The sequence below is a fragment of the Actinocrinis puniceicyclus genome, assembly GCF_018283645.1.
GTDB lineage: Bacteria > Actinomycetota > Actinomycetes > Streptomycetales > Catenulisporaceae > Actinocrinis > Actinocrinis puniceicyclus.
Genome location: NZ_JAGSXH010000016.1, coordinates 44,226 through 56,029, shown reverse-complemented (window position 1 = coordinate 56,029; position 11,804 = coordinate 44,226). Strand labels below are relative to the sequence as shown.

Here is an 11,804-nt window from a genome sequence, read left to right as displayed (position 1 = left end):
CTGTGGATCCGGAACGCGGCGCGGACCTGCGTGTCCTTGTTCTCCTGTGGGTGGCGACCCATGTTCACGGCATGTTCACGTCCATGCCGCCGGCGTGGCAGAATCGACCGCGACGCGCTGGCGGGAAACGGACTTGACGTCGTCGATGTCCCCGGGCGCCGACGGCGACCGTCAGCCGATGCTCGACATCACGTGCTTGACGCGCGTGTAATCCTCCAGGCCGTACATCGACAGGTCCTTGCCATAGCCGGACTGCCCGAAGCCACCGTGCGGCATCTCCGCGACCAGCGGGATGTGCGTGTTGATCCACACGCAGCCGAAGTCCAGGTCGCGGGAACAGCGCAGCGCGCGCGCGTGATCCTTCGTCCACACCGAGGACGCCAGGCCGTAGACCGTGCCGTTGGCGTATTCGACGGCCTCTTGCTCGTCGGCGAACTTCTGTACCGTGATGACCGGCCCGAAGACCTCGTTCTGGATGATCTCGTCGTCCTGCCTCAGCCCGGACACGACCGTCGGCGCGTAGAAGAACCCGGTCTCGCCCACCCGGTGACCGCCGGTGGTGACGGTCGCGTGCTCGGGCAGCCGCTCGATGAAGCCGTGCACCCGCGCCAACTGGCCGGCGTTGTTGAGCGGGCCGTAAAGCACGTCCTCGTCGTCGGGGCGGCCGGTCTTCGTGGCCTGTGCCGCCTCGGTCAGTGCCCGGACGAACTCGTCGTGGATCGATTCGTGCACCAGGACCCGCGTCGCGGCCGTGCAGTCCTGGCCGGCGTTGAAATACCCCGCCACCGAGATGCCCTCGACGGCCGCCGGGATGTCCGCGTCCTCGAACACGAGCACCGGGGCCTTGCCGCCGAGCTCCAGGTGCACCCGCTTGACGTCCTTCGCGGCCGTCTGCGCGACCTCGATGCCCGCTCGCACGGAGCCGGTGATCGACGCCATCGCCGGGATCGGGTGCTCCACCAGCGCGCGGCCGGTGTCGCGGTCGCCGCACACCACGTTGAACACGCCCGGCGGCAGGAACTCCTGGGCGACCTCGGCGAGCAGCAGCGTGGACATCGGCGTGGTGTCGGACGGCTTGAGCACGACCGCGTTGCCGGCGGCGATCGCGGGCGCGATCTTCCACACGGCCATCAGCAGCGGGTAGTTCCAGGGCGTGACCTGCGCGCAGACCCCCACCGGCTCGCGGCGCACCATCGAGGTGTGGTTCGCCATGTACTCGCCGGACGCGCGGCCCTCCAGCAGCCGCGCCGCGCCCGCGAAGAAACGCAACTGGTCCACGATCGGGACCAGTTCCTCGGTCTCGGTCAGCCCCAGCGGTTTGCCGGTGTTGCGCGATTCGACCGCGGCGAACTCGCCCGCCCGCACCTCGACCGCGTCGGCGAGTTTCAGCAGGGCGCGCTGCCGCTCGCCGGGGGTCGCCCGGCGCCACTGGCGAAACGCCTCCGCGGCGACCTTCAGCGCCGCGTCCACGTCCTCGGGGCCGGACAGCGGCGCGTGCGCGATCACCTCCTCGGTCACCGGGTCGATGATCGGGCTGGTGCGCCCTCCGACCGTCTCGACGGGCTTTCCGCCGACGATGTTGCGCAGCACGCGCGGCTCCATTGCGCACTCTCCTCGATGATCCTTGTGGGCACGAGGGGGACGAACCCACCTTCCGTCAGCCTAGCTCGAACCGGACCGCCGAGCGATACGTGTACTACGAAATAACGAGGGAATCAGTGACTGGGAGCGCCTTGAAACACGAATTCCATTGGTTGAGGCTTGCCAAGCGACGGGATCTGCACCCATGATGGACCAGGTGCCGAACGAACACGCGGAAGGCGGCCAGCCGGCCGCGCGAGTCGAACCACTGCGCCGGCGCCGCGCGCAGCAGGCAGCACTCGACGATCTGTCCAAAGCCATCATCGAGCAGCTTCAGCAGGACGGCCGCCGGGCGTACGCCACCATCGGCAAGGCCGTGGGCCTGTCCGAGGCGGCGGTGCGCCAGCGGGTCCAGAAGCTCCAGGAGTCCGGTGTCATCCAGATCGTCGCGGTGACCGATCCGCTGACCGTCGGCTTCAACCGGGAGGCGATGATCGGCATCCGCTGCGAGGGCGACGTCGAGCCGGTGGCCGAGGCGCTGACCGCCATGCCGGAGGTCTCGTACGTGGTCGCCACCGCGGGCTCCTTCGACCTGCTGGTCGAGGTGGTGGCCGAGGACGACGACCAGTTGCTGGAGACCATCAACAAGGGCATCCGCGCCATACCGCAAGTACGCAGCACCGAAAGCTTCGTCTACCTGAAGCTGCACAAACAGACATATACCTGGGGAACCCGATGAGTACGAGCCAGTCCGCCGCCTACGACCATCTGTGGATGCACTTCACCCGCATGTCCTCCTACAAGGACACGCCCGTCCCGACGATCGTGCGCGGCGAAGGCGTCCACATCTTCGACTCGCAGGGCCGCCGCTACCTCGACGGCCTCGCCGGCCTGTTCGTGGTGCAGGCCGGACACGGCCGCGCCGAACTCGCCGAGGCCGCGTACAAGCAGGCGCAGGAGCTGGCCTTCTTCCCGATCTGGTCCTACGCGCACCCGAAGGCGGTCGAACTGGCCGAGCGGCTGGCGAACTACGCGCCGGGCGAGCTGAACAAGGTCTTCTTCACCACCGGCGGCGGCGAGGCGGTCGAGACCGCGTGGAAGCTGGCCAAGCAGTACTTCAAGCTGACCGGCAAGCCGACCAAGTACAAGGTGATCTCCCGCGCGGTGGCGTATCACGGCACGCCGCAGGGCGCCCTGTCGATCACCGGCCTGCCCGCGCTCAAGGCGCCGTTCGAGCCGCTGGTGCCGGGCGCGCACAAGGTGCCGAACACCAACTTCTACCGCGCCGCCGAGATCTCCGGGATCGAGGAACTGGGCCGGGACGCGGAGGCCTACGGCCGCTGGGCCGCCGACCGGATCGAGCAGCAGATCCTGTTCGAGGGGCCGGAAACGGTCGCGGCGGTCGTGCTGGAACCGGTGCAGAACGCCGGCGGCTGCTTCCCGCCGCCGCCCGGATATTTCCAGCGGGTGCGCGAGATCTGCGACAAATACGATGTACTGCTCGTTTCGGACGAGGTGATCTGCGCCTTCGGCCGGCTCGGCACGATGTTCGGCTGCGAGAAGTTCGATTACGTGCCGGACATGATCACCTGCGCCAAGGGCATGACCTCCGGCTATTCGCCGATCGGCGCGTGCATCATCTCCGACCGGCTGGCCGAACCCTTCTACCAGCGCGACAACACCTTCCTGCACGGCTACACCTTCGGCGGGCACCCCGTCTCCGCGGCCGTGGCGCTGGCGAACCTGGACATCTTCGAGCGCGAGGGCCTCAACCAGCACGTGCTCGACAACGAGGGCGCGTTCCTGGCGACGCTCCAGCGCCTGCACGACCTTCCGATCGTCGGCGACGTGCGCGGCAACGGCTTCTTCTACGGCATCGAACTGGTCAAGGACAAGGCGACCAGGGAGACGCTCTCCGACGAGGAGTGCGAGCGGGTGCTCTACGGGTACCTGTCGAAGGCGCTGTTCGACAACGGCCTCTACTGCCGGGCCGACGACCGCGGCGATCCGGTGGTGCAGCTTTCCCCGCCGCTGATCGCCGACCAGGGCACCTTCGACGAGATCGAACAGATCCTTCGCACAGTGCTCACCGAAGCGTGGACTCGGCTGTAACACGAGCCCCGTGTAATACCTGCCATGACGACCATGACGATGAACGCTGACACAGCGGCGCCGGGTTCTTCCGCGAGGACCCGGCTGCGCCGCCAGCCGGAGAAAGCCGTCACCGATTCGGGGACGCTGTGCGGGATCCTCGACGCCGGGCTCGTCGGGCACCTTTCAGTCGCAGACGAGACCGGTCAGCCGTACGTGCTGCCGGTCGCCTATGCCCGGTACCAGGACACGGTGCTCTTCCACGGCTCCGCGGCGAGCAGGCTGTTTCGTTTGTGCGCCGCCGGCGCCCCGGTCTGCTTCACCGTGACGCTGCTGGACGGCTTGGTGCTCGCCAGATCGGCATTCGAATCCTCGATGGACTACCGCTCGGTGCTGGTGCTCGGCCACTGCTGCGTACTGCACGGACAGACCAAACTGGCGGCGCTGGAGCGCATCAGCGAGCGCCTGATGCCGGGGCGCTGGAAGGAGATCCGGCCCCCGTCGGCGCGAGAGCTGCAAGCCACCGCGGTGCTTGAACTGCCGCTCACGCAGTGTTCGGCGAAGGTCTCCGCGGGTGGCCCGCAGGACGACCCGGCGGATGTCGGGCTGCCGGTATGGGCCGGAACCGTGCCGCTGAACGAGTCCTGGTGCGATCCCGTCCCGGCTGCCGACCTCGCGCCCGAATTCTCATCCGTCCCCGACTACGTACGCCGATGGCGGCGTTGAACACCGACCCCGAAGGCGGCACCGCGTGAAGGCCCCGCTGTGAGCACACTGTCGTTCTGGCACGACTCGCTGCCCGAACCGATCACGCCACGCCCGCCGCTGCCCGCCGACACTGCCGTGGACGTGGCGATAGTAGGTGCGGGCTATACCGGATTGTGGACGGCTTACTACCTGAAAATGGCCGAGCCGTCCGCGCGCATCGCCGTGCTGGAGGCGAACTTCGCCGGATTCGGGGCGTCGGGCCGCAACGGCGGCTGGTGTTCGGCGCTGTTCCCCTCCAGCCTGACGAAGGTGGCGAAGGTCGCCGGGTCGAAGAGCGCGGCCGTCGCCCTGCAGCGGGCGCTGAACGACACCGTCGACGAGGTCGGCCGGGTGGCCCAGGCCGAGGGGATCGACTGTCACTACGCCAAGGGCGGCACGGCCGTGCTCGCGCGCAGCGCGGTCCAGTTGCAGCGGGCGCGCGCGGACGTCGAGGAAAGCCGCGCATTCGGGTTCGGCGAAGAGGATCTGCGGCTGCTCACGGCCCTGGAGGCGCAGCGGCACGCCAACGCGACCGGCGTGCTCGGCGGCACATACACACCCCACTGCGCCGTGATCCATCCGGCGCGGCTCGCGCGCGGCCTGGCCCGGGTCGTGGAGCGCCTCGGCGTCGCCGTTTACGAGCAGACCCCGGTGACCGCGATCAGGGACGGGGTCGTCACGACGCGGCACGGGACCGTGCGAGCGGACATGGTGGTGCGCGCCACTGAGGGCTACACGCCGAGCATCCGGGGCTTCAAGCGGGCGCTCGCTCCGGTGTACTCGCTGATGTTGGCGACCGAGCCGCTGTCCGACGAGGTCTGGCAGCAGATCGGCCTGGCCCGGCGCCAGACCATCGCCGACTACAGGCACCTGATCATCTACGGCCAGCGCACGGCGGACGGCCGGTTCGCGTTCGGCGGCCGCGGCGCGCCTTATCACTACGGCTCGTCCATAAGGCCCGAATACGACCGGGAACCGCGAGTGCACGCCGAGCTCAGGCGCGTGCTCGGCGAGTTGTTCCCGGTGCTGCGAAACGTACCGGTCACGCACACGTGGGGCGGCGTACTGGGAGTTCCGCGAGACTGGTTCGCCTCCGTGGGCCTGGATCGGGCGGCGAAACTGGCATGGGCCGGCGGCTACGTGGGCGACGGTGTCGGCGCGTCGAATCTCGCCGGGCGCACCCTCGCCCGGCTCCTGCGCGACACCCCGGACGATCCCGGCGCGCTGACCGCGCTGCCCTGGGTCGGCCACCGCTCCCGCCGCTGGGAGGTCGAGCCGCTGCGCTGGCTCGGGGCGAACGCCGGGCTGCGCGTCATGGGCAGCGCGGACGCGGAGGAGCTGCGCACCCGGCGTCCCTCGCGCCGCGCCGCGCTGTTCGCGCCGTTCATCGGTCACTGACACGGGCACCGTCTGAAACATCGCCTCATCCGGACGGCCCCGCGCCCGGGCCCAAGCGTCGCCCGACGGCTCGTCAGTTCGGATGAATCGGCGCGAACCACCGCGAAACCGGCGCGCCGCGCGGGGAGAGTATCCGCGTGAGCCTTCCTTCTGACAACCCGGTGCTGGACGCGCGCGGGCTGGTGCTGCCCGCCGACGGATCGGTGCTGAACCAGGTCGGGCTCGCGGTGGGCGAGGGGGAGACCGTCGCGGTCCTCGGCGGCCCGGGTTCCGGCAAGTCGGCGTTGAAGACGTGTCTTTCCGGCGAGACGATTCCCGCCTCCGGAACGGTCTGGACCAACGGCAAGCCGGTCCATCTGCTGCCGCCAGACCAGCGGCGTGCCTTCCGACTGCGGCATTACGGGCTGGTGCACCAGGAAGCCGTCTTCCTGCCCGAATTGACGCTGGCGCAGAACACCGCGCTTCCGCTGCGCTTCGCCGGTACCGGTGAGAGCGCCGCGGCGCGCCGCGTACTGACCTGGCTGAGCCGTTTCGAGATCGCGGACGCGGCCGATCAGCGGCCGACCGGCCTGCCCGTGGCGGTGCTGCGACGGGCGGCCCTGGTCCGGGCGATGGTGAACGACCCGCTGGTTCTGCTCGCCGACGAGCCGTTCCTCGGCCTGGACGAGGACGCCGCCCGGACCACGTTCCGGATCCTGCGCTCGGTGGCACGTTCACACGGCACGGCGTTGATCGTATTCACCCGGGACGCCACAACGGCCGCGAGCCACGACCGCACCGTTCACCTGGTGGACGGCCGCGTGCAGTCCGAGCCGGTTCCAGCGCCCCCGGCACCTCCGGTCCCACCGGCCGAGCCGCCGCCCAGGGCGGCGAAGGCCGGCAGATGAGCAGCGGCCAGACAAGCCGTTCCGCGCCGAGCGGCACCGCGCACGCCGGTCGCCGGCCGGGTGGCCGGGCCGGCTTCCACACCCGCCTGGCCCTGCGGCTGGCCGCGCCGGCGGACCGCGCCGCCTGGGCCGCGGCCTGCCGCCTCACCTGGTCCGCGGCGCTGCTCGCGCCGCCGGTGACAGTGTTGCTGGTCGCCCCGGCCGAGCGGCTGACCACGGGAACGCTCGCCCGTCTCCTGTGCGCCGCGCTGCCCGGCTGCGGAGCCGTCGTGTGGGCGGCGGCCACGCTCGGCGACACTCGCCGAGCAACCGCACGCGGACTGCGGCAGGCTGGGGCCGAGGCCCATACCGCGCGGCTGATCGCGTCCGTCAGGCCGTGCCTGTTCACCGCCGGGGGCGCGCTCGGGGGCGCGACGCTCGTCGCGTTACTGCACTCCCCCGCAGGGAAGCTCGCGCCGCGTCGGTCCCCACTGCACGGAATGTTCGGCGCCGACGCGGTGACCTGGCTGCTCGTGGTCGCGCTGACCGCTGCGCTGTGCGTCGCGGTCGCGCTGGCAGCCGACTCGACAGCCCGGGCGCGCATTGGCCGGCGCCGGCCGCACGCCGTGGTCCGCGGCCGCCGGATCAGTGCTGCGCGAGCAGGGCGACGGCCTCACTGAGCGAGTCCACCACCGGGACTCCGACCTGTTCCAGGACCGTGCGGCTGGAGGAGCCGCCGGTGTAGAGCACGGCCCGCGCACCGACATGGAACGCCGCATAGGCGTCGTCCGCGCAGTCGCCGATCAGCGCGACCTGATCGGCGGTCAGTGCGGGCTCGTGCGCGCGCAACTGCTCCAGATGCTGGACCAGGTACTTGGCCTTCGGCCCGAAGTCGAGCTCCGCGGGACGCCCGTCGATCCGGTGGAAGCGGCCGTGCAACTCCATCTCGCCGGTCAGCCGCAGCAGGTCTTCGTGGCCGAACATGGACAGCAGCGACTGGGTGCGCGGCGACCAGGCGTCCATCGCGGCCAGCGCGTCCGCGCTCAGCCCGCACTCACGCATGTGCGACAGGTAGTGCTCGCCGAAGGCCGCGTCGAGCACCGGCCACTGCGCCGGCGAGACGGCGAAGCCGATCAGCGCGGCGTAGAAGTCCTCCATCGGCCGCTGATACAGGTCCTTGTACTGGTCGTTCGTGATGCGTTGTCGCACCCCGATCGCGGCCAGCGAGGCGTTCGTCGCGGCGACGACCAGGTCCTGATCGTCGAACAACGTACCGTTCCAGTCCCACACGATGTGCTTGACCGTGCTCATCCAGCCCGCCCGTTCCCCACCCACGTCACGCCGTACAAAATACCGCCCCGAACCGACAGCGGCCCGGTCTCTTTCCGTCGCGCCACGCCATCTCGGGTCAGGCCGTCGCGGCCGCCAGTTGTCCGCAGGCGCCGTCGATCTCGCGGCCGCGCGTGTCACGTACCGTGACCGGCACGCCGTACGCTTCCAGAACGCGCGCGAAGGCGTCCTGGTCCTGCGGCCGCGAGGCGGTCCACTTCGAGCCCGGAGTCGGGTTGAGCGGGATCAGGTTCACGTGCGCGAGCTTGCCGCGCAGCCGCTTGCCCAGCAGGTCGGCGCGCCAGGCCTGGTCGTTGATGTCGCGGATGAGGGCGTATTCGATCGAGACGCGACGCTTGGTGGTTCGCGCATACTCCCAGGCCGCGCCCAGCACCTCGCCGATCCGCCAGCGGGTGTTCACCGGGACCAGTTCGTCGCGCAGGTCGTCGTCGGGGGCGTGCAGCGAGACGGCCAGGGTGAGGTTCAGGCGTTCCGCGGTCAGCTTCTCGATCGCGGGAACCAGGCCCACCGTGGAGACGGTCAGGTGGCGCTGCGACAGGCCGAGGCCGTCCGGCGCCGGATCGGTCAGCCGGCGCACCGCGCCGAGGACCGCGTTGTAGTTCGCCAGCGGCTCGCCCATGCCCATGAACACCACGTTCGAGACCCGTCCCGGACCGCCTGGCACCTCGCCGCGGGCCAGCTCGCGCGCGCCGGCGACGACCTGCTCGACGATTTCCGCGGCGGACAGGTTGCGCGTGAGCCCGGCCTGGCCGGTGGCGCAGAACGGGCAGTTCATGCCACAGCCGGCCTGCGAGGAGACGCACATGGTCACCCGATCCGGGTACCGCATCAGCACCGACTCGACCATGGCGCCGTCATGCAGCCGCCACAGCGTCTTGCGGGTCGTGCCGCCGTCGCAGGTGATCTCGCGCACCGCGGTCATCAGCCGCGGGAACAACGCGGCGTGCAGGCTCTCGCGTTGCGCCGCGGGCACGTCGGTCCAGTCCGCGGGGTCGTCGACCAGTCGGCCGAAGTAGTGCTTGGACAGCTGCGTGGCGCGGAATCCCGGCAGGCCCGCCTCGGTGAGCGCGCTCTTGCGCTCGGCCGGGTTCAGGTCGGCCAGGTGGCGCGGCGGCTTGCCGCGGCGCGGCGCCTCGAAGACGAGCCGACCCGGTTCGGGGCGCGTGCCGACCGGTACGGACGGGGTGGGCAGATCCTGCGTGCTCATAATCCGCCCATTGTCCCATGAAGCGATGATCGCGCCGGACTACCTGACCGGAACGAAGAGCGAGATCAGCAGCCAGGCCACCGGGGCGGTGGGCAGCAGGGAGTCGAGGCGGTCCATGATGCCGCCGTGGCCGGGCAGCAGGTTGCCCAGGTCCTTGATGCCCAGGTCCCGTTTGATCATCGACTCGCACAGGTCGCCGAGGGTCGCGCTGGCGACCACGGCCGCCCCGGTGACCGCGCCCTGCCATGCCTGCGCGTGCAGCATGAGAGTCATGCTGATCGCGCCCGCGGCGCCCGCGGTGACCACCGAGCCGGCCAGGCCCTCCCAGGACTTCTTGGGCGAGATGGAGGGGGCCATGGGATGCCGGCCGGCCAGCACGCCGGCCGCGTAGCCGCCGGTGTCGTTGCAGACGGTCAGGATCAGGAAGACCAGGACCCGCTGCGCACCGTGGTCGGCGGCCGCGAGTAGCAGGGCGAACCCGGCGAGGAAGGGGACGTAAACGGCGGCCAGCACGCCCGCGCTCGTGTCGCGCAGGTATCCCTCCGCGGGTTCGGCCAGCCGCCACACCACGACGGCCACCGCGGTCAGCGCGAGCGCCGAGGCCAGGGCGCTTTCGCCGCGGTAGTAGGCCAAAACGAGCATCCCGACCCCGCCGACCGTGACCGGGAGGACCGGGAAGCGGATTCCACGTTCCTGGAACGCTATGTATAGCTCGCGCACCCCGAGCACGGCGGCCGCCGCGACCAGTGCGAGGAAGGCGGGCTTGAACAGCAGCAGTGAGGCGATGATCGCCGCGCCGAGGGCCAGTCCGACGCCTATCGCGGCGGGGAGGTTCCGCCCGGCCCGGCTCGGCCGGCCGGTCGGCGCCACGGGCTGCTCCCTCCGCTTCAAGGCGCTGGTCATCTGCGGCCTTTCCCCGAGCCGGATCGTGTTGTCAGCCGATGACGGTACCCGATCTCGGCGGACCGGGCTGCGGCGGCCCCATCGTGCCGCGGGGACGCGCCGCTCTCGCGCTCAGTCCCATGGTGAGCGTAATCCGACGATCAGACAATCATCAGCGATGACGAGCCCGGGCGACGTGGTCGAGCCGGAAAGGCTCAGGCTCAGACCTCCAGCAGCTCGTTCTCCTTGTGCCGGAGCGCCTCGTCGATCTGCGCGGTGTGCTTGGCGGTGAATCCGTCCAGTTCCTTCTCCGCGCGCTTGCCCTCGTCCTCGCCGACCTCGCCGTCCTTGATCAGCTTGTCGATGGCCTCCTTGGCGTGCCTGCGGATGTTGCGCACGGAGACCTTGGCGTCCTCGGCCTTGCCGCGGGCCACCTTGATGTACTCCTTGCGCCGCTCCTCGGTCAGCTGCGGGAAGACGACCCGGATGACGTTGCCGTCGTTGCCGGGATTGACGCCCAGGTCCGAGTCCCGGATCGCCTTCTCCACCGCGGCCAGGCTGCTCTTGTCGTAGGGCGTGATCACGGCCATCCGCGCCTCCGGCGCCTGGATGGAGGCGAGCTGGGTCACCGGCGTCGCGGTGCCGTAGTAGTCCACCGTGATCTTGCTGAACATGCCCGGGGTGGCCCGGCCGGTGCGGATGCCTGCGAAGTCCTCCTTGGCCACCGACACGGCCTTGTCCATCTTCTCCTCGGCTTCGAGGAGGGTCTCGTCGATCACTTCACGGCTCCCTTTGTCCCGCCAGTCCGGTTGTCTCAGTCTCACAAACTACTGCGTGACCGCGCCGTCTTCACGGCTGACCAGCGTACCGATCTTCGCGCCGGACACCGCGCGGGCGATGTTGCCGTCGAAGAGTCCGAATACGACGATCGGCATGCCGTTGTCCATGCACAACGACACCGCGGTGGAATCGGCGACCTTCAGGCCGCGGTTGAGCAGCTCACGGTGGGTCATCGTGTCGAACCGGACCGCGTCCGGGTTCGACTTCGGGTCGGCGTCGTAGATGCCGTCCACCCCCTGCTTGGCCATCAGCACCACCTCGGCGCCGATCTCCAGGGCGCGCTGCGCGGCGGTGGTGTCCGTGGTGAAGTAGGGCATGCCCGCGCCGGCACCGAAGATCACCACTCGGCCCTTCTCCAGGTGCCGGATCGCCTTGCGCGGGATGTACGGCTCGGCGACCTGGGCCATGGTGATGGCGGTCTGCACCCGGGTGTCCACCCCCTGCTTCTCCAGGAAGTCCTGCAGCGCCAGGCAGTTCATCACCGTGCCGAGCATGCCCATGTAGTCGCCGCGGGCCTGCTCCATGCCGCGGTTCTTCAGCTCCGCGCCACGGAAGAAGTTGCCCCCGCCGACCACGATGGCGACCTGGGTACCGGTCTGCCTGATCGCCTCCGCGATCTCCCGTGCGATGGCCTGCACGACATCCGGGTCGACGCCCACCCTGCCGCCGCCGAACACCTCTCCGGACAGCTTCAACACGACGCGCGTGTATCGCCCGCGCTCTCCCGGGTGCGTGGCGAAGGCCGCAGCCGGGTCGGTTTCTTGATGGATACCAGCCACGACTGCGGCCTCCTCTTGCTCATGTGGTGCATATCGGCGCGCGCACGACCCTACCGATCCGGC

General features: G+C 70.0%; 12 protein-coding genes. 6 read left to right on the top strand and 6 right to left on the bottom strand.

What is annotated here, in order from left to right:
- Window positions 1–171: 171 nt before the first annotated feature.
- Window positions 172–1,602, bottom strand: coding sequence for a gamma-aminobutyraldehyde dehydrogenase (locus tag KGA66_RS07320; protein WP_211465953.1), 1,431 nt, complete (start codon window positions 1,600–1,602; stop codon window positions 172–174).
- Between the two features lie 247 nt (window positions 1,603–1,849).
- Here KGA66_RS07320 and KGA66_RS07315 point away from each other — a divergent pair, with 247 nt between their 5' ends.
- The 6 genes from KGA66_RS07315 (at window position 1,850) to KGA66_RS07290 (ending at window position 7,363) form a co-directional block, all read left to right on the top strand.
- Window positions 1,850–2,320 carry an Lrp/AsnC family transcriptional regulator gene (locus KGA66_RS07315; RefSeq protein ID WP_246507174.1) on the top strand — a complete coding sequence of 157 codons (471 nt, stop codon included), beginning with the start codon at window positions 1,850–1,852 and terminating at the stop codon, window positions 2,318–2,320.
- A complete protein-coding gene (locus tag KGA66_RS07310; RefSeq protein ID WP_211465951.1) occupies window positions 2,317–3,693 on the top strand; it encodes an aspartate aminotransferase family protein in 1,377 nt (458 codons plus the stop codon). The genes KGA66_RS07315 and KGA66_RS07310 overlap by 4 nt, the downstream gene beginning before the upstream one ends.
- Window positions 3,694–3,717: 24 nt before the next feature.
- Window positions 3,718–4,398 (top strand): pyridoxamine 5'-phosphate oxidase family protein, encoded by a 681-nt coding sequence (locus KGA66_RS07305; protein ID WP_246507159.1) that lies wholly within the window; start codon window positions 3,718–3,720, stop codon window positions 4,396–4,398.
- 39 nt (window positions 4,399–4,437) lie between these two features.
- The gene (locus KGA66_RS07300; RefSeq protein ID WP_211465949.1) at window positions 4,438–5,817 is read left to right on the top strand and encodes an NAD(P)/FAD-dependent oxidoreductase; all 1,380 of its coding nucleotides are present in this window, start codon (window positions 4,438–4,440) and stop codon (window positions 5,815–5,817) included.
- Between the two features lie 137 nt (window positions 5,818–5,954).
- Window positions 5,955–6,704 carry an ATP-binding cassette domain-containing protein gene (locus tag KGA66_RS07295; protein ID WP_211465947.1) on the top strand — a complete coding sequence of 250 codons (750 nt, stop codon included), beginning with the start codon at window positions 5,955–5,957 and terminating at the stop codon, window positions 6,702–6,704.
- Window positions 6,701–7,363: a hypothetical protein gene (locus tag KGA66_RS07290; protein WP_211465945.1), complete on the top strand. Its 663-nt coding sequence runs from the start codon at window positions 6,701–6,703 to the stop codon at window positions 7,361–7,363. The genes KGA66_RS07295 and KGA66_RS07290 overlap by 4 nt, the downstream gene beginning before the upstream one ends.
- Here KGA66_RS07290 and KGA66_RS07285 read toward each other — a convergent pair.
- The 5 genes from KGA66_RS07285 to pyrH form a co-directional block, all read right to left on the bottom strand.
- Complete coding sequence (locus tag KGA66_RS07285; protein ID WP_211465943.1) at window positions 7,329–7,994, bottom strand: HAD family hydrolase; 666 nt, start codon at window positions 7,992–7,994, stop codon at window positions 7,329–7,331. The genes KGA66_RS07290 and KGA66_RS07285 overlap by 35 nt on opposite strands.
- 97 nt (window positions 7,995–8,091) lie before the next feature.
- A complete protein-coding gene (gene rlmN, locus KGA66_RS07280) occupies window positions 8,092–9,240 on the bottom strand; it encodes a dual-specificity RNA methyltransferase RlmN (protein ID WP_211465941.1) in 1,149 nt (382 codons plus the stop codon).
- Between the two features lie 39 nt (window positions 9,241–9,279).
- Window positions 9,280–10,110, bottom strand: a complete 831-nt coding sequence (locus KGA66_RS07275) for a phosphatidate cytidylyltransferase (RefSeq protein WP_211465940.1) — start codon at window positions 10,108–10,110, stop codon at window positions 9,280–9,282.
- A 233-nt stretch (window positions 10,111–10,343) separates the two neighbouring features.
- Window positions 10,344–10,901, bottom strand: a complete 558-nt coding sequence (gene frr, locus KGA66_RS07270; RefSeq protein ID WP_211465937.1) for a ribosome recycling factor — start codon at window positions 10,899–10,901, stop codon at window positions 10,344–10,346.
- A gap of 48 nt (window positions 10,902–10,949) precedes the next feature.
- Window positions 10,950–11,732, bottom strand: coding sequence for a UMP kinase (pyrH, locus tag KGA66_RS07265; protein ID WP_211466010.1), 783 nt, complete (start codon window positions 11,730–11,732; stop codon window positions 10,950–10,952).
- Window positions 11,733–11,804: the final 72 nt, after the last annotated feature.

Excerpts from the sequence above, each read along its gene's own strand:
- KGA66_RS07320 (WP_211465953.1), bottom strand. The coding sequence starts at position 1,602 with ATGGAGCCGCGCGTGCTGCGCAACATCGTCGGCGGAAAGCCCGTCGAG.
- KGA66_RS07310 (WP_211465951.1), top strand. The coding sequence starts at position 2,317 with ATGAGTACGAGCCAGTCCGCCGCCTACGACCATCTGTGGATGCACTTC.
- KGA66_RS07305 (WP_246507159.1), top strand. The coding sequence starts at position 3,718 with ATGACGACCATGACGATGAACGCTGACACAGCGGCGCCGGGTTCTTCC.
- KGA66_RS07290 (WP_211465945.1), top strand. The coding sequence starts at position 6,701 with ATGAGCAGCGGCCAGACAAGCCGTTCCGCGCCGAGCGGCACCGCGCAC.
- KGA66_RS07285 (WP_211465943.1), bottom strand. The coding sequence starts at position 7,994 with ATGAGCACGGTCAAGCACATCGTGTGGGACTGGAACGGTACGTTGTTC.
- rlmN (WP_211465941.1), bottom strand. The coding sequence starts at position 9,240 with ATGAGCACGCAGGATCTGCCCACCCCGTCCGTACCGGTCGGCACGCGC.